General features: G+C 60.9%; 19 protein-coding genes. 7 read left to right on the top strand and 12 right to left on the bottom strand.

The annotated features are described in order from the left end of the window. Positions 1–94: 94 nt before the first annotated feature. The 3 genes from IB238_RS21415 to IB238_RS21405 form a co-directional block, all read right to left on the bottom strand. Complete coding sequence (locus IB238_RS21415; protein ID WP_192251882.1) at positions 95–1,048, bottom strand: SDR family oxidoreductase; 954 nt, start codon at positions 1,046–1,048, stop codon at positions 95–97. 79 nt (positions 1,049–1,127) lie between these two features. Continuing rightward, positions 1,128–1,409: a uracil-DNA glycosylase family protein gene (locus IB238_RS21410; protein WP_192251879.1), complete on the bottom strand. Its 282-nt coding sequence runs from the start codon at positions 1,407–1,409 to the stop codon at positions 1,128–1,130. Between the two features lie 7 nt (positions 1,410–1,416). Further along, the gene (locus IB238_RS21405; RefSeq protein ID WP_192251876.1) at positions 1,417–1,899 is read right to left on the bottom strand and encodes an N-acetyltransferase; all 483 of its coding nucleotides are present in this window, start codon (positions 1,897–1,899) and stop codon (positions 1,417–1,419) included. A 196-nt stretch (positions 1,900–2,095) separates the two neighbouring features. Between IB238_RS21405 and IB238_RS21400 the strand changes: the two genes are divergently transcribed. The 3 genes from IB238_RS21400 (at position 2,096) to IB238_RS21385 (ending at position 4,632) form a co-directional block, all read left to right on the top strand. Further along, positions 2,096–2,347, top strand: a complete 252-nt coding sequence (locus tag IB238_RS21400) for a hypothetical protein (protein ID WP_192251873.1) — start codon at positions 2,096–2,098, stop codon at positions 2,345–2,347. 357 nt (positions 2,348–2,704) lie between these two features. Beyond that, entirely contained in the window at positions 2,705–3,709 is a 1,005-nt protein-coding gene (locus tag IB238_RS21390; RefSeq protein WP_192251867.1) for an HWE histidine kinase domain-containing protein, read from the top strand. A 671-nt stretch (positions 3,710–4,380) separates the two neighbouring features. Beyond that, entirely contained in the window at positions 4,381–4,632 is a 252-nt protein-coding gene (locus IB238_RS21385) for a hypothetical protein (protein WP_192251864.1), read from the top strand. 419 nt (positions 4,633–5,051) lie between these two features. Here the strand turns inward: IB238_RS21385 and IB238_RS24665 are convergent, their stop codons facing one another. After that, the gene (locus IB238_RS24665) at positions 5,052–5,306 is read right to left on the bottom strand and encodes a hypothetical protein (protein WP_246723763.1); all 255 of its coding nucleotides are present in this window, start codon (positions 5,304–5,306) and stop codon (positions 5,052–5,054) included. Here IB238_RS24665 and IB238_RS21380 point away from each other — a divergent pair. After that, a complete protein-coding gene (locus IB238_RS21380) occupies positions 5,305–5,781 on the top strand; it encodes a low affinity iron permease family protein (protein ID WP_348648278.1) in 477 nt (158 codons plus the stop codon). The two genes, IB238_RS24665 and IB238_RS21380, sit on opposite strands and share 2 nt — an antisense overlap. Before the next feature lie 299 nt (positions 5,782–6,080). Here the strand turns inward: IB238_RS21380 and IB238_RS21375 are convergent, their stop codons facing one another. Continuing rightward, a complete protein-coding gene (locus IB238_RS21375) occupies positions 6,081–6,266 on the bottom strand; it encodes a hypothetical protein (protein WP_192251861.1) in 186 nt (61 codons plus the stop codon). Between the two features lie 189 nt (positions 6,267–6,455). On the opposite strand from IB238_RS21375, the gene IB238_RS21370 reads away from it, so the two are divergent. Next, positions 6,456–6,713 carry a hypothetical protein gene (locus IB238_RS21370; protein WP_192251858.1) on the top strand — a complete coding sequence of 86 codons (258 nt, stop codon included), beginning with the start codon at positions 6,456–6,458 and terminating at the stop codon, positions 6,711–6,713. Between the two features lie 111 nt (positions 6,714–6,824). Here IB238_RS21370 and IB238_RS21365 read toward each other — a convergent pair whose 3' ends face one another. After that, positions 6,825–7,295, bottom strand: a complete 471-nt coding sequence (locus tag IB238_RS21365; protein WP_192251854.1) for a DUF892 family protein — start codon at positions 7,293–7,295, stop codon at positions 6,825–6,827. A gap of 533 nt (positions 7,296–7,828) precedes the next feature. Here IB238_RS21365 and IB238_RS21360 point away from each other — a divergent pair. Together IB238_RS21360 and IB238_RS21355 are read left to right on the top strand one after the other, a co-directional pair. Then, complete coding sequence (locus IB238_RS21360) at positions 7,829–8,296, top strand: hypothetical protein (RefSeq protein WP_192251852.1); 468 nt, start codon at positions 7,829–7,831, stop codon at positions 8,294–8,296. Beyond that, positions 8,296–9,528, top strand: coding sequence for a biotin/lipoyl-binding protein (locus IB238_RS21355; RefSeq protein WP_192251849.1), 1,233 nt, complete (start codon positions 8,296–8,298; stop codon positions 9,526–9,528). The genes IB238_RS21360 and IB238_RS21355 overlap by 1 nt, the downstream gene beginning before the upstream one ends. A gap of 588 nt (positions 9,529–10,116) precedes the next feature. On the opposite strand, the gene IB238_RS21350 is transcribed toward IB238_RS21355, so the two are convergent. The 6 genes from IB238_RS21350 to IB238_RS24375 all read right to left on the bottom strand — a co-directional run bounded on the left by IB238_RS21350 (position 10,117) and on the right by IB238_RS24375 (position 17,238). After that, the gene (locus IB238_RS21350; protein WP_192251846.1) at positions 10,117–11,007 is read right to left on the bottom strand and encodes a CehA/McbA family metallohydrolase; all 891 of its coding nucleotides are present in this window, start codon (positions 11,005–11,007) and stop codon (positions 10,117–10,119) included. Positions 11,008–11,025: 18 nt separating this feature from the next. Further along, a complete protein-coding gene (locus IB238_RS21345; protein WP_192251843.1) occupies positions 11,026–12,819 on the bottom strand; it encodes an ABC transporter ATP-binding protein in 1,794 nt (597 codons plus the stop codon). A gap of 69 nt (positions 12,820–12,888) precedes the next feature. Continuing rightward, complete coding sequence (locus IB238_RS21340; RefSeq protein WP_192251840.1) at positions 12,889–14,442, bottom strand: ABC transporter substrate-binding protein; 1,554 nt, start codon at positions 14,440–14,442, stop codon at positions 12,889–12,891. 108 nt (positions 14,443–14,550) lie between these two features. Further along, a complete protein-coding gene (locus tag IB238_RS21335) occupies positions 14,551–15,456 on the bottom strand; it encodes an ABC transporter permease (RefSeq protein WP_192251838.1) in 906 nt (301 codons plus the stop codon). After that, positions 15,453–16,376, bottom strand: a complete 924-nt coding sequence (locus IB238_RS21330; RefSeq protein WP_210333670.1) for an ABC transporter permease — start codon at positions 16,374–16,376, stop codon at positions 15,453–15,455. The genes IB238_RS21335 and IB238_RS21330 overlap by 4 nt, the downstream gene beginning before the upstream one ends. Next, entirely contained in the window at positions 16,369–17,238 is an 870-nt protein-coding gene (locus tag IB238_RS24375) for a metallophosphoesterase (protein WP_210333669.1), read from the bottom strand. Before IB238_RS24375 ends, IB238_RS21330 begins: the two co-directional genes overlap by 8 nt. Positions 17,239–17,375: the final 137 nt, after the last annotated feature.

Here is a 17,375-nt window from a genome sequence, read left to right as displayed (position 1 = left end):
TCGCCTGACTGCGCGGAAGCGAGCACAGGAGGTCGGTTGCGATATTGAGCGCTGGTCCGTTCGGTAGCCGGGGTCTCAATCAAGCGATAACGGTTCAGTATCCGCCCACAATTGGCAGGATTTCACCGGTGATGTAGCTCGACATCTGGGGCGAAGCCAGAAAGACGTAAGCTGGGGCAATCTCTTCTGGCTGCGCGGCTCGCTTCATGGGTGTCTTCGAGCCGAATTCCTCCACGTCTATGGGCTGCTTGTCCGAAGGATTGAGCGGTGTCCATACCGGGCCAGGGGCAACGGCATTGACCCTTATGCCCTTGGGTATAAGCTGGGCTGCCAGCGCTCGTGTGAATGCGTGTATCCCGCCCTTCGTCATCGAGTAGTCCAGCAGTTCTTTGGACCCATCCAGTCCGGTAACCGATCCAGTGTTCACAATCGCAGAGCCGTTCTTGAGGTGAGGAATTGCCGCTTTGGCCATGTAGAAATAGCCATAGAGGTTTGTCTTCAAGGTCTCGTCGAAGTGATTGTCGCTCAGGTCTTCTATGTTCTTGGCGTGAACCTGAAAAGCGGCATTGTTGACCAGGATATCCAGGCAGTTGAACTCAGTCACTGTCATCTCCACGGCCTTGCGGCAAAAGGCAGCATCCTTGACGTCGCCGCGGATGATTAGGCAGCGCCGCCCTTCCCTCTCCACCGCCTCTTTTGTGTCCTCAGCGTCCCGATCTTCGGCTAGGTGAGCGATCGCCACGTTAGCGCCTTCACGAGCAAAGAGGATCGCGACCGACCTACCAATTCCGGAATCTCCGCCAGTTATCAGTGCCACCTTACCCTTGAGCTTGTCAGAGCCCTTGTAGAATGGAGCGTCGAACATGGGTGCGAGAGGAAGTGCGGCCTCGGACCCTGGCTTGTCTTGGTGAACCTTGGGATACGGCGGCTCGGGATAACGACGCGCACCCGCCTGCATTGGGCCGGTCGATTCCTGCGTTTCTTGCTTCTCCGCGGCGGCAACCTCTCTTTGGATGTTTCGCTGTTTGTCAACGGTTTTCGATGACATGGTGCATCCCTCCTCCATAGACTGAGAAGAACGATAACGACCTGCCCGTCGAACGGTTCCCAAGCGAACTTCTGGAATACTAGGTGGCTTCAAGAAGCTCGAGAACCTGATGTAGATCCGCGACAAAGCGCCTATGTTCGATCTCGGCGTCAGTTCTCGAGCGGATCCGTAACAGGTACGACGGATGGATCGTAACGAGGATCGGATATCCTGCTGTACTTTGAATAACCCGCCCGCGCGCCTTGGTGACACTGAGGGAGCGCCCTAGCAGCGTGTACAGCGCGGTGGCTCCGAGTGCCACAACGATCCGTGGCCGGATTAGATGAAGTTCACCCGAAAGCCACCAGGCAGCCGCCGACATCACGTCGCTAAAGTTTGCGAAACATCACGAAGGCGTCGACGTAACCGAGCGAGGGGTGAAGGAACACTTCCGGCAGGCGACCGACGATCTCAAATCCGAGCGACTGCCACAACCGCAACGCGCGCTCGTTGCTGCTGATGACGAAGTTGAACTGCATGGCCCGGAAGCCCTTGGCGCGGGCATGAGCGAGAGAGTGCTCGTGCATCTGGCGAGCCACACCGCGGCCACTTGCCGCCGCGTCTGTCATGTAACCGCAGTTACAAACATGCTGCCCGCCGCCACCCTGATTCGCTCTGATATAGTATGTGCCTAAAATCTGGCCATTCTCTTCGGCGACAAACGTTTCGCGGTCCGGACCCATCCAGTAAGCCAGCCCATCGCTTTCGCTAAGATTGGGATCGAGGGTGTAGGTTTCGCCCGCGCGTATGGTCGGACCAATAATCCTCCAGATGGCGCTTCGATCGGCTTTGTCTGCGGGCCGGATTAGCATCGCTCAAACTACCGTCGGCATGGGGCGCACGCAACGAATTTGGCGGCATCGTACCGGGTGTGAATCTCCTGATAGCTTCAAACCTCGGTTACAAAGCCCAGCAGCCGCTTCGACATGGACGAACGCTCTTATCGCGAGGAACTTTGCTTCCATCTCGCCGTTCCGGTTTCATCGCGCATAAAGGAGCGCGACCACCATGGACACGAAGATGCTGATGCGGATTTATGCTCGTGCGGGAGGATACGGTACGGACAATCCGCCTTATCTGCGGGCCCCGAGTAAGCAAGCGGAAAAGCTAAATGCCTACGCCGCAGAACGCGCGAGAGCCGACAGGAAAATCGCAGAGTTGCGCCTTCACGATAAGTCACCTACGCGCCTCTCGATTGCGTTCAATGCCATCTTGTTCCCGCAGGTCGCCGTCTGTGATGGTGATGTTCCAGAAGGCTAGGTGATACGCGAAGCCACCGCGAAATCGATCAATTGCACGTCCTCCAGAATGCCCCTTCCTGAAACTATCGGGCACGCTCACTGCTTTCGAAGCAGCGCCGCACAGGACAGCTCGACTTCATCGCGCGACGCACTTGCGCAATCATCCGCTGCCTTACGGGGCGATGTGAGCCCAGAGGATGCCGAGTCGCGTTTTCTGTCCGCAGCGCGCGAAGCTGGCATTGCTGTCATACATTACTAAGGCGTATTCCCGCCGGGAGACGGAAGCACCAGACGAAGCGGGCGCACAATGTCTGCTCGTTGCACCCCATACGGTATGTAGTAAAATGCGCCAAAGGTTGAGCGGAGGGGAGTGGAGATGAATCTGGAGGATCTCTATCGCCTGATGCGGAACTCTCATGTCCAGGCGCAAAGCATCATTGACACGGTGCCTGATCCTTTGCTTGTCCTCGACCGGAACCTGTGTATCCAGACGGCCAGCCGGGCTTTTTTTACCACCTTCCAAGTCGACCGCGCCGAAACAATCGGACAGCACCTCTACGAACTCGGCAATCGGCAGTGGGACATCCCCGAGTTGCGCCTCCTGCTTGAAGACGTGATCCCGAAAAGCATGGCGGTGGTGGACTATGAGGTCGAGCACGACTTTCCGAGCATTGGTCGGAGGACGATGCTTGTCAGCGCGCAACGGCTGTTCCATCCCGACAACAACAGCCGCACGCTGTTGCTGTCAATCGTGGATGCCACAAAGCGACGCCAGCGCGAAGCCGAGAAAGATGTGCTCTTAGACGAACTCCGGCATCGAACGAAGAATCTGCTCGCTGTCGTCCAAGCGATGACGCGCCAGACGACCGCCGCCGGTCGCTCTGGGGAGGAGTACCGGGAGGACCTCCTCGGCCGGCTCAATGCGCTCATAGTGGCGCACGATGCGGCCTTCTCAAACAGCAGAGAGACTGAGACCGAGCTTAAGGAGATGGTTGAGCAGACACTTGAACCTTATTCGGAAGCTTCTGTAGGGATCCTTGTCGAATCCGGACCATCCGTACGGCTTCCGCCGCAGCAAGCTGTATCGCTGAGCCTGGTTCTGCATGAACTCGCGACCAATGCGATCAAATACGGCGCGCTTTCGAACCCCACGGGGCAGGTTCGCATCCACTGGGAGATTGAGGAAGCCAGCGCTCCAAAACTACGGCTGGTCTGGCAAGAGAGCGGTGGCCCTCCCGTTGCGCCGCCGGCCGTCAAAGGATTTGGGACGAAGCTGATTGAGTTTATTGCAACTCACGAACTGGGCGGACGGGTGGAACTGAACTATGCGCCAGCGGGTTTGATCGTTGAGATCGTTGCCCCACTAGGATCGGTCTCATAGCCCCGAGACTGGTCTCATGCGCAACACCGTACTAATCGTGGAGGACGAGTTCCTGATCGCCATATCTGATGCTGCTGCTTGAGCAACACGGCTGGGGCATATTCGCCTGCGGCGACGGTGCAGGAAGCTGCGCGGCAATGCCTGGACGGGCAAACGCCCTATCGGGAGCTGCACATTTCCATCGGTCATGCGCTCCACATCGATAGGACCCTGTCAATGCCCCCGCCTTCTCAGGTGGCGATGGCGCCATTCGCAACCCGCCTGCATTGCAGTGGACGCCCCATCTGAAGGCGTTGCTGGCGATCAGCGCGCATCCCTTTACGCCACCCGTGACCCAGTTGCGGGCTTCTAAGAGCGGCTCGCCGCGCGCACCGTCAATGCATCGTATTGATCCTGCATCAGAGCGTGCGCAAGTGCTGGATGTAGCCTCTCTCCCGTTCTCACCTTCGATCTGCGGGAGCAGACATTTCTGGCTATCGCGATGATGGCAGCAAGGGCGTATGATCGGTTGTGGCGGCCCCCCGCCACCCGCAGACCCAACTCTGCCTTGCCCGGCGTTAACCCCTGCGCCAGGCTCTTTGGGAAGCTTTCCTATCCCTTGATTTTTCGGAACCGAGAAAAGGTCTGCCCGTTGGGAGTATTGGAATTAGATGTTCAATGGGAGAATAACGATGAGTTTCACGCTCAACGAACTCACGGATGATGAGGTGTCGTGTCTGAAGCGATTGGCAGATGGTCGCGTTCACGTTGTCCCGACCGTCATCGCAGAGAGCCTGCAATCGGCGGGCCTGGCACAGCAGGCTGCTCCGGATGTGGAAGAAGACATAGTCTCGGAGATTAAGGAGCCTGGCTCACTTGGCACTCGGATCAGCGACGATGGGTTGAGACTTTTGGATGGCGAGAGGCTTCCAGACCGACGTTGATAGCCAAGCGCGATCAGACACCATGGTCCTCGTGGAACGAATGCGCGGTCTGCGCGTTATCGGCGATCCTGGCTGGAGGATGCCGCCATGCATGATGGTTTTGTCGAGCTTTCGCTCTTGGCTGCCGCTCTGCTTTTCGTGTTTCTGCTGGCGGCCGTGATGGTGTGACAGGCATTCGTCGACGCGCTCGACTTCGGACGACGATGAGCGCAAGAGCTGCCATCGCTGGCAACGAACACGGGCGCGCCGACGACTGAAAGCTGGCATCTTTCGCCCTGACAGATCGACGGCATCTTGGTGCTTTCCTGATCCCCCGCCAGGCACTTGGAACCACGCTTGCTCACTAGCGCGAAATGCGTCCCAGTCTTCTTCTTCACCCTGGTCGGTGCGATGGCGGGTCGCATCCTCCGATCCGGTAATTACAGTGGACTGCGATCCGCCTGCGATTTTCCGAACTGCCCCTTGGCATCGTCTTCCGCGCCTCTATGCTTTAAGGCGTCCGATGGCCGACTGCGCTCAGGATCTTGGTTGTTTTCTCCCACCGCGTCGCGATCGACATCAGGGTCGTCCTTCGCCGGAAGATACCCACGCGGCCTCGTTTCCTCAGGTCCTTCCCAACGAGGGGATTGATCGGTTGTGCCCGGTGCTCCATCTCGAGGTGTGTTGGTGCCCATGATTGTTCTCCTTCCTGGAGAAGCCAATCGCTGGAGCTTACAAAAGTTCCAGCACAATCCTTGGCACGAAAAACCGGCCGGAGGAGGCATCGTGCGGAACCATGACGCTCAATGCGGGTTGCGTCTCCAGCAACCGATGGAGAACGCTATGCAATGGCAATCCTTGTTGACACACGTAGGTACATGGACTGCCCGTCCATCGGCTTTCGTGATTGTGGCCCTTTATGCGATCGGATGGCTCGTCTTCAGCCCTGAGACGTTGGAGTGGCATGGCGTTGCTATGCTCGCCACATGGTTGATGACGTTGTTCATCCAGCGCGCCGAGCACCGAGACACCCAGGCTATTCACACTAAACTAGACGAACTGCTTTTCACGCAGGGCGAGGCGAGCAACGAGATCACACACATGGACGAGAAGGAGCCGGAAGAGATTGAAAGCTTCCGTGAAGTCCAAAAGGCTGCGGATCAACAGTAAGAACCCGCCGCGACAGCCCCGTGCAAGAGAATATCTGCTGACATCTAACCCAAATGGGGTCAGCCGTCACGGACCGTAGTCTTGGCTGGTCTGTTGCGCCTCTTGGTGGGCAGTTTCGCTCGCTGGCCTCGCCCCTTCCAACAGGATGAACCCCACGATAACCAGCGCCATGGCTGCTATCGTAATGATCCATAAAGTGAGTTCGACTGTGCGCATCGCTCAACCTCAATCGCGGTAAACGAGCGCCGTGGCGAACTGTTCCAGGTATCTCGAGCAAAAGATCGCCCGGTGGCAGATCCCTACCGCTGCTTATCACCTGCACCTTTGCCGTCGGAGCTTTTAGCGCGCTCTTCAACCCGATCCGCGCCCTTTGCAAGGTCCGAACCCTTCTCAGCTTCGACCTTCCGCTCCTCTGCACGCGCGGACTTATGAAGGCCCCGCGCGCCTTCTTTGCCTTTTTCGGTGGGTGCGTTTTCGATGCCCATAATGATTCCTCCATATCAAAACGGCATAACTGCAACGCGATGCCGATGTTCCTCCTCGCCGCTACTGGCGGCCAGGCGACGCATCAAATTTAGTAGCCGAAGTGGTATGTGGGGCGCATAATTCCAGATCGGTTCCACATGCATTGTATGAACGACAGGGAGATTATAGCAACTGAGGGAGGGAGTACCGTGTCCAAATCCTTCACCTACGATGCCGCGGGTTATCCGATCTCTCCGTGCGGCTGCAACCACATGATGTTCGGTCCCGACGACCTGAACGCCCTCCAACATATCTTCGACGACTGCCTTGGCGAATGCACCTTCTCCATCGACAGCAAAACGGCTGAATCACTCGGAAGTGCTATCATTCGTCTCTACTCTCAGGGGCAACACGATCCGATCCTCATCAAGACGATACTCCTGCCGTCGTTTAAACGGCGTTCGTAGGGCTTCGGCGGACCGGCGCAAACGCCTTGCGCGCCTGCTTGCATGCGGGTTGTCTGGCAACAAAAAAGGCCGGGGCGAACCGCACCGACCCATTGCCAAATTCAGGGTTTATCAATGATTGATCTTCGACACCGCCAAGTTTGTAAGAACGTTGTTGGCAGCCTTCTCCTGATCAAGGATCTCGCTCAGCAGGACATGGGCCTCTTCGTTCCCGAGCACCTTCGCCCACTCTCGAAGTGAGCCGTAGCGAGCAATTTCGTAGTGTTCGACGGCTTGGCAGGCTGCGAGTACACCAGCGTCGAGCGCAACACCCTTGCTCTCTCCGATAACGCCATCAGTTTCTTTGAGCAGGCCTTCTGTGGCGTCGCACTTTTCGCCCATCGGCTTGACGTTAATGGTCTTGAAAACCTTCTTCAGCGTTTCGATCTGCCCCTTGGTTTCCTCGAGGTGGTGATCAAGCGCTTTCTTGAGATCGGCGCTCTTAACTGCTCTGGATGCCTTCGGAAGAGCTTCAGATATCGCATTCTCGGCGAAATAGATGTCCTTCAGGGTGTTCTCAAAAAGTTCAGATAGCGTCTGCATGGTACCCTCCCGCTGGTTGGTGACGCTAACCAACGGTTACCGCAGCTTTTCGTTCCACTCCCCGCAGGGCTGCACCCCTGAAGGAACCTGACGCGTGCTCAACTCCTAATTCGCGCAGTACGGGTGCAGACATCCGCTATCGGCCGAATCACGCGGCCGATCCAGACGCCGCGCCGCGGGTAAGGTGGCCGGTCGTCGTGTTGGTTTTCGGATTGCCTACCCCGTCGGGCTGGCTTTGTCGGAGGCTGGACAATTGCCGCTTGGGCTGCGCCGGGCTGGCGCTCCATGCACAAAATGCACAGCATTTTCAATAAGCGTCAGCCTCCGTCCTCCTTCGAAACGTATGTCCTTCGGCCTCCATCGGCTGGCGGCAATGGGCACATGAGTGAGCCTTGACCAGCACTTCCTGAAATTCTAAAGGCGACGCCTCCGTAATTCCTCTCCTGACATCGATATCGCCAAATCTACAGTGTCCACCTTTGCTTTCGCGTTTTACCAGTTGGTTCGCGCAGCATCTATTCTAGGGGTTTGAGATGGAAACGCCTGCTGTTCCTCATCCGCTCGCGTTCGAGCATCTGCCACCGTTCGTCACGGCTCCGGGGCAGACAGACGCGCTTTTCAACTTCGTCGTCGTGTTCATGATAGCGGCCATTTTCACGACAGGAGTGCTCTATATGAGGCTGCATGCCCTGCCGGAGCACCTGGCGCACCGCACGCAGAAAGTCCAGTTTGAAATCGTCGCCGTATTGGCGCTTATCGCCCTGTTCACGCATAGCAGGATTTTCTGGATTGCGGCGCTTCTGCTGGCGATGATCGACCTCCCCGACATCATCTCGCCGCTGAGATCTATGGCGGTCTCGTTGCGCAAGATGGCCGGGCGACTTGTCGATGCCCCGGAAACGGTTCCGGCGGGGGCTGTTGAGGCCGAGAAGCTTGTCGATCCGCCAGGTAAAACCGCGGAAGCGAACACGACTGCAACACCACGCAACGGAGCAAAATAATGCTGGAAACCTTGCTCTGTTCGTTGGTGACGATCCTCCCCGATTATCTTTTCCGACGCTACCGTCAAGGCAAGAGGATCGGCAAGGAGATCACGCTCTATTCGGTGTGGTTCGAGCTGCGCTGGGGCATCACCGCCTGCATCCTGCTCACCGTCTCGCTGATCACCATGATCTTTTATTTCCATCCCTCAACGTCGAACGTTACGGCAGCCTACCGCACGGTCGCGGTCATTCCGGAGACCATCGGGCGCGTTGACGAAGTCTACGTCCAACCCTTCCAGAAGGTGAAGGCCGGCCAACCGCTCTTCCGTCTGGAAAGCAGCAAGCAGCAGGCAGCGCTGGAGACCGCGCGCAAACGAGTCGCCCAAGTCGGCGCCGAGATTGTCGTTGCGAAGTCCGAACTTGTAACAGCTGACGCTGAGATCAAACAGGTGGAGACGGCCTTTGCGCAGGCCAAGGACGATCTGAACACGCAGCGAGATTTGCAGCGGCGCAATCCGGGCGGTGTCGCCCCGCGGGAGATCGACCGGCTGGAAAGCCTCGTTGAGGGCAAGCAGAGCGAACTGGCGGCAGTCGTCGCGAGAAAGCAGACTCTCGAAACGCGCATCGCCACTTTGCTGCCAGCGGAGAAGGCGAGCGCCGAGGCGCAGCAGGCGGAAGCTCAAAACGCCATCGACAAGACCGTTGTGAAGGCAGGCGTCGACGGCACACTGCAGCAGTTCACGCTGCGTGTCGGCGAAATCGTCAACCCGCTGGTGCGGCCGGCCGGCGTGCTGGTGCCCGACGACGCCGGGCGCGAGCGTCTGGTGGCCGGGTTCGGGCAGATCGAAACCATGGTGTTGAAGGTCGGCATGATCTCCGAGGTGACCTGTATCGCCAGGCCTTTCACCATTATTCCCATGGTCGTGACCGACGTCCAGGCGGTAATCGCCAGCGGACAGGTGCGCGCTAGCGACCAGTTGATCGATGCGCGGCAACTTACCGCTCCGGGAACGGTCACCGCCATTTTGGAGCCGCTATATCCCGGTCAGTATGGCAACATTCTTCCCGGCAGCAACTGCATTGCCAATGTCTATACGTCCAACCACGATGAGCTCGCCTCGGGCAACGTCGGCACCCTGCGGGGGCTGTTCCTGCACGCCGTCGACGCCACGGCGATCGTTCATGCCATGATCCTGCGCATGCAGGCGGTCGTGGCGCCGGTGCAAACACTGGTTCTGGCCGGTCACTGAGGCTGGCAACAGCGCGCCCGAGAACACGGGCGACGGACGATTTCATGTCAGTGGATAACCGGGGCGCACCGGCCCCGGTTGTCCTGCTCAGCACAAGTCGTTAAGAATACGGCCCACCTGCGACAAGTAAGAGATCGACCCCGGCATTGAGGGTGGCCACTGCGGTCTCTAATAGAAACTTCCCACACAAGGTGCGGGCTTCGGGGGCGGCGGAAGGCCGTGACCGGCGCGCATGCCTGATTTCGCAGATCCACACCCTCTTTGATCCATGTGGCACGAGAACCAGCCCCGATCTGACCGACTGGTTCGGGTTGCAATCCAGATCGGAGCGGGTGAGCGGCAGTCTTCGGCTTTAGATTTGACAGCTGACGCCGGGAAATGGCCGAAAATCCTTGGCCTGCCCCAGTTTTCGACCTCGCGGGGGGTAGCCATTCTTCTCGTTATTCGTTGACCGCCGCTCGCTTCGTGCTTAGTCGGCTCGCATTGGTTCCAAAGACCTTCTAGGATGTCACGACGGCCGGACCCGGCGAGCCCTGCTGCTCGCCAGGCCTTTGCGCAGACGCATCGTCCTCCAAAGCAATCCGTCGATCACAGATATTCCGGCTGGCTCCAGGCGCGTTTGCCGTCGCCGGCAGTGACCACCAACCGGCACCAGGAACCAGTGAAATTGGACAGATCCAGTGTGGCGCTGGTAATGGCCTCTCCGTGCACAACGTCTGAGGCGGAGGCGCGGCCGGCGAGCGAGATCGAACGAGCGGGCGTGGTCTCGACGTGGAGTTTGTCCCCGTCGCGCCTGACCGACAGGATTTCCGGCCCCTGGCTGGCGTAGTAATGGCCGGCCTTGAGCGCCGCGAGCAGGGCTTCGGGCGTCAGCGCCTCGGCCTTGACCTGCACCCAGCCCCCAAAGGCGTCGTCAGCCTTGAAGTGGGCGTCGTCGGCGGCAAAGCCGGTGAGCCTGCGGCCCGCGTTCAGGAGATGGTCGAGCATCACCATCCCGTCCGGGCGCGCCGACAGCAGTTCGCAGGTGTGATTGTAGATCTCCACCGCATGGGCGGCATCGATCGACAGCCCGTCCTCGGTGTTGAGCCCGTACCACTGCGGGTGTGCGATGCCGACGAAGGCGCCCGCCTCGGCTGCCCGGCGGGCCAGCTGCGGGCCGCTCTCGCCGGCGCTCGTGGGCGCGAAGTTAAGCGGCAGGCCGACTGCCAGGATGTGCCAGAGCTCGCCAAGATGAGTATTGGGTGCGTGCAGCTCGGCGCCGATGATCGTGGTGAATGTCTCGTCGCGGAACAGCCGCGTATCGGTCAGCGGAAAATCGAAGTTTTCGAGGAAATGGTCGGAAATGCAGAGGAAATCATAGCCGGCATCCTTGTAGCGCCGGCAGACTTCCTGCGGCTCCAGGGCGCCGTCCGAGCGATTTGAATGGGTGTGCAGATTGCCGCGGTAGAATTTCCCCGCGGAGGCGAAGGTGGTGAGCATGGTGTCTCCTGTCATGCGTCAGTTCATCAGGACGAAATGGTCCGGGCCGACCTGGTCGTAGACCGGGGCCTCAAAGGCGTGGCCGATCGGATGGATGGGTGAGGGAAGCTGACTCTCAGCCAGTGCAGCCGTGCGGCGCCTGGCCGGGTCCGGATTGGGAACGGCCGAAAGCAGCGTCCGGGTATAGTCGTGGCGCGGATCGCCGAAGACGGCAGTCCTCGGACCGATCTCGACGATCCGTCCCAGGCACATCACCGCCACGCGGTGGCTCATGCGCTCGACCACGGCCATGTCGTGCGAGATGAAGAGATAAGAGAGGCCCAACTCCTCCTGCAGTTCGATCATCAGATTCACGACCTGCGCCTGGATCGACACGTCCAGTGCCGAAACCGGCTCGTCGGCGATGATGATCTTGGGCGAAAGCGTCAACGCCCGAGCGATACAGAGCCGCTGGCGCTGGCCGCCGGAGAACTCGTGCGGATAACGCTCCAACTGCTCTTCGGAAAGACCTACGCGCCGGATCAGCGACACCACCCGATCGCGCAGCGCCGAGCCGGACTCGACGCCATGGATGACCAGCGGTTCGGCCACCTGCTCGAGGGCGGTCAGGCGCGGGTCGAGCGCCGCATAGGGATCCTGAAAGATGATCTGCATGTCGCGGCGTCTGGCCCGGAGCCTGTCCCTGCCCAGGGCCAGCACGTTTTCGCCGTCGAGCTCGACGGCGCCCGAATTGGGCTCGACCAATCTGAGGATCGAACGGCCGGTGGTGGATTTGCCGCAGCCCGATTCGCCCACCAGGGACAGGGTCTCAGCCTTGCCGAGGGTGAATGAGACGCCGTCGACGGCATGAACGTTGGCCACGTGCCGCTTGAACGCCCCCTTATGTACAGGAAACCGCGTCACCAGGTCGCGCACGGTCAGCAGCGGCTTGCGCGTTCCGGGAATCTCCGAGTCCGGGGTCTCGTCACCGAAGCGGCGGGGACCAGCAAACGGTCTCATGCTGCCGAGCCTCGGCACCGCAGCCAGCAGCCTCCTGGTGTAGGGTTTGGTCGGAGCTGCGAACAGCGCAGCTGTGGTGTTCTCCTCGACCTTGCCGCCGTGATGCATGACCACCACCCGGTCGGCGATCTCGGCAACCACCCCCATGTCATGGGTGATGAACAACACCGCCATTTCCGACTCGGCGGCCAGCTCGCGCAGCAGGTCGAGGATCTGCGCCTGGATGGTGACGTCGAGGGCAGTGGTCGGCTCATCGGCGATCAGCAGGCGCGGTTCGCAGGCCAACGCCATGGCGATGACCACGCGCTGGCGCATGCCGCCCGAGAGCTCGTGAGGATATTGCGCAAAGCGTCGTTCCGGTTCGGGAATGCGCACGCGTTTCAGCAGATCCACCGCCTTCCGCGCCGCCTCGGCAGCATCGACCCGGCGGTGCTGGCGGATCACCTCGGCGATCTGTTCGCCAACCGTGAACACCGGGTTGAGGCTGGTCATCGGCTCCTGGAAGATCATCGCGATCTCGTCGCCGCGGACCTGCTGCATGGCTTTTTCCGACAGTTGCGTCAGATCGCTGCCGGTCCCGTCGCGCCGTCGGAAGCGGATGGCGCCGGCGTCGATGCGCCCGCCATTGAACGCGGTCAGGCCGAGTATGGACATCGCCGTCACCGACTTGCCGGAGCCGGATTCGCCGACGATGGCGACGCATTCGCCCGCCGCCACGGCGAAGGACAGGTCATCGACGGCGATGAACTGGCCGCGCTCGGTGGCAAAGCTGATGCGCAGGTTCTCGACGCTGAGCAACACGGGAGCGGTCATGGCAGTTTCCTCGGAAGGTCGGACAAGGGTAGCCGCCGGCGAGATCGCTCGCCGGCGGCCGATGCTGGATCAGTCGTTGACGGCGATGGCGCCGGCGCGGAAGTCGAGCACGTAGGGGATGTGGCCGGGCAGCGGCTTCCACTCGACGTTCTTGCTCAGGCCGTAGGATTCGTACGGCTGATAGAGCAGCACGAACGGCGCCTCTTCCTTCACATAGGCCATGATCTCGGCATAGGCCGCCTTGCGTTCCGCGACGTCGGTCGAATAGCGGAAGCGCTCCCACATCGCGGTGTACTCTGCGCTCGGCTTCCACGAACTGCTGGTGATGCGGGCGCCGGTCGGGCTCCACATCGTGCCGTAGGAACCGGCCGGGTCGGCGAAGTACATCGGGTTCGACCAGTTGCGGGTTTCCATGTCGGCGTCGTTGCCGGTCCACTTCGGATCGACGTTGAGGTTCAGCTCGACGCCGATCGCGCCCCACATCTCCTTGATCGCCTGGGCGGCGAGCAGGCCGTTGGTGTAGTAGACCGCGTCGGTGTCGAAGCGGATCGGCTTGCCGTCATAATTCGACTCGGCGAGCAGGGCCTTGGCCTTTTCCAGGTCGTATTCGAACGTCTTCAACTCGGGCATGTAGAGTGCGCCATACTGCGGATAGGTATGGGTCGAGGGAACCACGGCCTTGCCCAGCCACAGCGCCTCGTTGAGCAGGTCGCGGTCGATGGCGTGGCTGAGGGCCTGGCGGAGCTTCTTGTCGGCCAAGCGCGGATTCTCGGTGTTGAAGAACACCAGGTGGAAGAGCGGGGTGACGTTGCCCTCGACCTTCAGCGCCGGATTGGCCTCGATGGTTGCCAGCTGGTCGGGCGGCACATTGGTGATGATGTCGACCTCGCCATTGGCCAGCGCGGTCAGGCGTGTCGCCATCTCGGCAATGCGGCGCAGTTCGACGCGGTCGAGCGGGGCAGCCTCGCCGTAGTGCTCGGCGAACTTCTCGTAGACGACCGTCTCGCCTGGTTGGAAGGCGGTGATGCGGTACGGCCCGGTCCCGACGGGCTTCAGGCCAAAGGCTTCAAAGTCGGATACTTCGGCCACCTGCGGGTCACCGGTCAGGCCCATCACATAGGCCTTGGGGATGACATAACCTTGTTGGGCGTTGAGCAGGGTCTCAAACAGCGGCTCGGGCTTTAGGGTGGTGAAGCGGACCGTCTTGGAGTCGATGGCCTCGACCTTTTCGAAGTTCGAGAAGAACTGCTTCTTGATCGAACCGAACTCGGGCGTGACTTCGTCGATGATGCGCAGGAAGGAGAACACAACGTCGTCCGCGGTCATGGTGGCGCCGTCGTGGAACTTGACGCCCTCGCGCAGCGTTACGACCAGCTCGGTGGGAGAGGTCTGCTCCCACTTGGTGGCCAGGCCCGGCGAGAAGGTCGGGGTTGGCTGCGTGTAATCCTTCTGGATCAGCGGGTCGAAGGCGTTGACCTGCACCTGCGAGCCGGAATTGGAATGATCCTTGCCCGGATCGATATAGGCAGGCAGGTTCTGCGTCGCGACGACCAAGTTGGCGGCCATGGCCGAGGTCGAGGCCAGGAGTGTTGCCGCGAGCGTCAAGAGAAGTTTGGATTTCATGTCAGAGGTCCTTTTCTTCCAGAGTCATCCCGTCCGGCCGGAAGGGAGGAACCGGCCGAGCGCTGGATAGATGAAGTTCGGGGAGCCGGCGGCCGGGACCGCCGGGCATTACTTGAGCTTGACGTCGAGCGCGTCGCGCAGCCAGTCGCCGATCAGCAGCACAAGGAGCGAGACGAACATGATGGTCAGCGACGGCACGACCGCGATCCAGGGGCTCGAAGCGAGATAGTCGCGCCCCAGCCCGACCATCGAACCAAGCGTCGCGGTGGGCGGTTGTACCCCGAGGCCGAGGAAGGACAGCGAGGATTCGAGCAGGATCACCGCCGAGAACGTCATCGTCCACACCACGATGATCGGCGAGGCGACGTTGGGCAGCACATGCTTGAGGAGGATGCGGCTGTGCGCCGCCCCCGCCGCGATCGCCGCTTCCACGAAGGGCTGGCGCGACACGGAGAGCACCTGCGCCCGAACGATCCGAGCGTAGACTTCCCACCCGGACACGCCGATCACCGCGATCAGCACCGGCAGCGAATTGCCGAAGACGGCGATGACGAGGAGCGCGATCAGCGTGAACGGCACAGCGATCTGGATATCGACCAGTGCCATGATGGCACTGCCGAGCCGGCCGCGGGCGTATCCGGCGATAGCGCCGAGCGTGACGCCGATCACCAGGCTGATGAGGCTGCCGATCAGTGCGATCAGCATGGTCAGCTGCAGCCCATGGAGCGTGCGCGAGAGCAGGTCGCGTCCCAGTTGGTCGGTGCCCAGCGGATGCGCCGGCATTGCCCGGTCGAACCCGACCGGCGGCCGCAGCCGCGCCAGCAGCGACTGCTCGTCCGGGTGGAACGGCGCCAGCAACGGCCCGAACAGTGTCACCAGCAACACCACGGCGAAGAGCAACAGGTAAAGGCGAGCCGGGTTGTCCGCTTTCCGCCAGAGCCGGGCGATTGCGGTGGAACGTTGCGGCCGGGAGCGCCCCTCGGCGCGCATCACGGGAGAGACGAGATCGGTCATGATACTGTCACTTTCACGCGGGGATCGATCAGGACGTAGAGCAGGTCGACGATCAGCGAGACGGTCACCACCAGCGCGGCAATCAGGATCACGCCGAACTGCAGAACCGGATAGTCGCGGCCGATGGCGGCGAACACGACGAGGTCTCCAATGCCCTTCGTGGCGAACACGGCCTCCACCAGCACGCAGCGCGCCACCATGCCTGCGACCTGCAGGCCGACTACTGTGACGACGGGGATGGCCGCGTTGCGCAGCGCGTGCTTGCCGATCACCAGATGTTCCGGCAGCCCCTTGGCACGTGCCGTGCGCAGATAGTCCTGGCTCATCACATCCAGCAGGGCATTGCGGGAAAAGCGGATGATCTCGGCCAGCATCGGCGCCGCCAGCACGATCGCAGGCATCAGCAGATGCAGCGGGGTCGCCGAGCCCGAACTGGGCAGCCAGTGCAGGTTGAACGAGAACACCAGGATCATCACGATGGCGAGCACGAAATTGGGCGTCGCATAGCCGATGAAGGCCACGCCCATTATCGCCGTGCCGATGGCGTTTTTGCGCTGCAGGGCCGCGACAACGCCAAGCGGCAGCCCGACGACGACGGACAGCACCAGCGCGTAGGCGAACAGCTCCAGGGTATTGGGCAGGCGCTCGGCATAGATCGCGGTCACCGGGCGGCGCTCATAGAGGCTCAGCCCCATGTCGCCCTGGAAGAGCCCGGCGATGAAATTGCCGAACTGCACCAACAGCGGCTGGTCCAGCCCGAAACGGGCGACCATCGCCGCCTTGGTTTCGAGGTCGATGCCCGGCGGCAGCAGGTAGTCCATCGCATTGCCAGACAGGCGGGTGGCGAAGAACACGGCCGTCACGACCACCAGCAAGGTCGCCGCGGCACCGAAGATGCGCCTGGCGAGGAAATCAAGCACCGGCCACCTCCAACTCCGGAGCGGAGGACGGGGTTTCGAGAGTGTCCAGCGGCCGCATCCAGGGACGCACGCCCGAGGCGCGGAACGGCAGCCTGGCGTGGAACGGGTCCTGGCCATGAACGGTGACCGAGAACTGGCCGTTGCCGATTTCGAGATCGGCGAAGGCGCTGGCCGGTTCGGGCATGGTGGTGAAGCGCTCGCTCATCGACTGCACGGTGACGTGCTGGACGCCGCGGACATTGGTCACTGTGTTCCAGTGCACATGGCCTGAAAGCCACAGCGCCGCGCGCCCGGTGGCCTCGACCGCCTCACGCACCAGCGCGTGATCAGGGTAGGTGGAATGAAGGGGGCTGCGCTGAAAATAATAATTGCCGATCTGGGAATGCCCGGACAGCGGCACATGGGTGGCAATGATGGCGGGACGCTTGTCTTCCATCAGCGTATCGACCAGCCAGCCGAGGCCTGCGGCGGCCGCCGGAAAGCCGGTCTGCCGGCTGAGCTGCACACCGGGCTGCCACACCAGCAGTCGTGTCTCACCCAGGTCGACGACCCGGCTCTGCATGGGCTGGCCGAAAATGGCCTCGTTGTCGGCCACCGAGAGATTGGCGACGTCGTGATTTCCCATCACATGAATGCGCGGGCCGTCATAGTTGGCGAAGACCGCCGCCACTTCCGAGGCAACGCGATAGTCGTTCTCGTGACTGGTGTCGGAGATGTGGTCACCCAGATCGAGCACCAGATCGACCTTCTCAGCCTTGGCCCGTTCGAGGAACCGCTCCAACACCGGCAGGCCGTCCCAGCCCGGCTTCTTGGTGTGCGACTGCGGTCCGTGATGGATGTCGGTGACGATGGCGATTTTCATGGCGGCCCTCATGGAAGCGTTGGTCGCCGGAGAGGTAGCGCCGGTCTGTGACACTATGATGAAATGTTCTCAGTATTAAATTCGTTGACATTGAGCTTGTCTCAATTCTAGATTCGCGCCCAAAAAGGAATACCGAT

Source organism: Rhizobium sp. ARZ01 (genome assembly GCF_014851675.1).
Taxonomy (GTDB): domain Bacteria; phylum Pseudomonadota; class Alphaproteobacteria; order Rhizobiales; family Rhizobiaceae; genus Mycoplana.
This window is presented reverse-complemented; position numbering and strand designations above follow the sequence as displayed.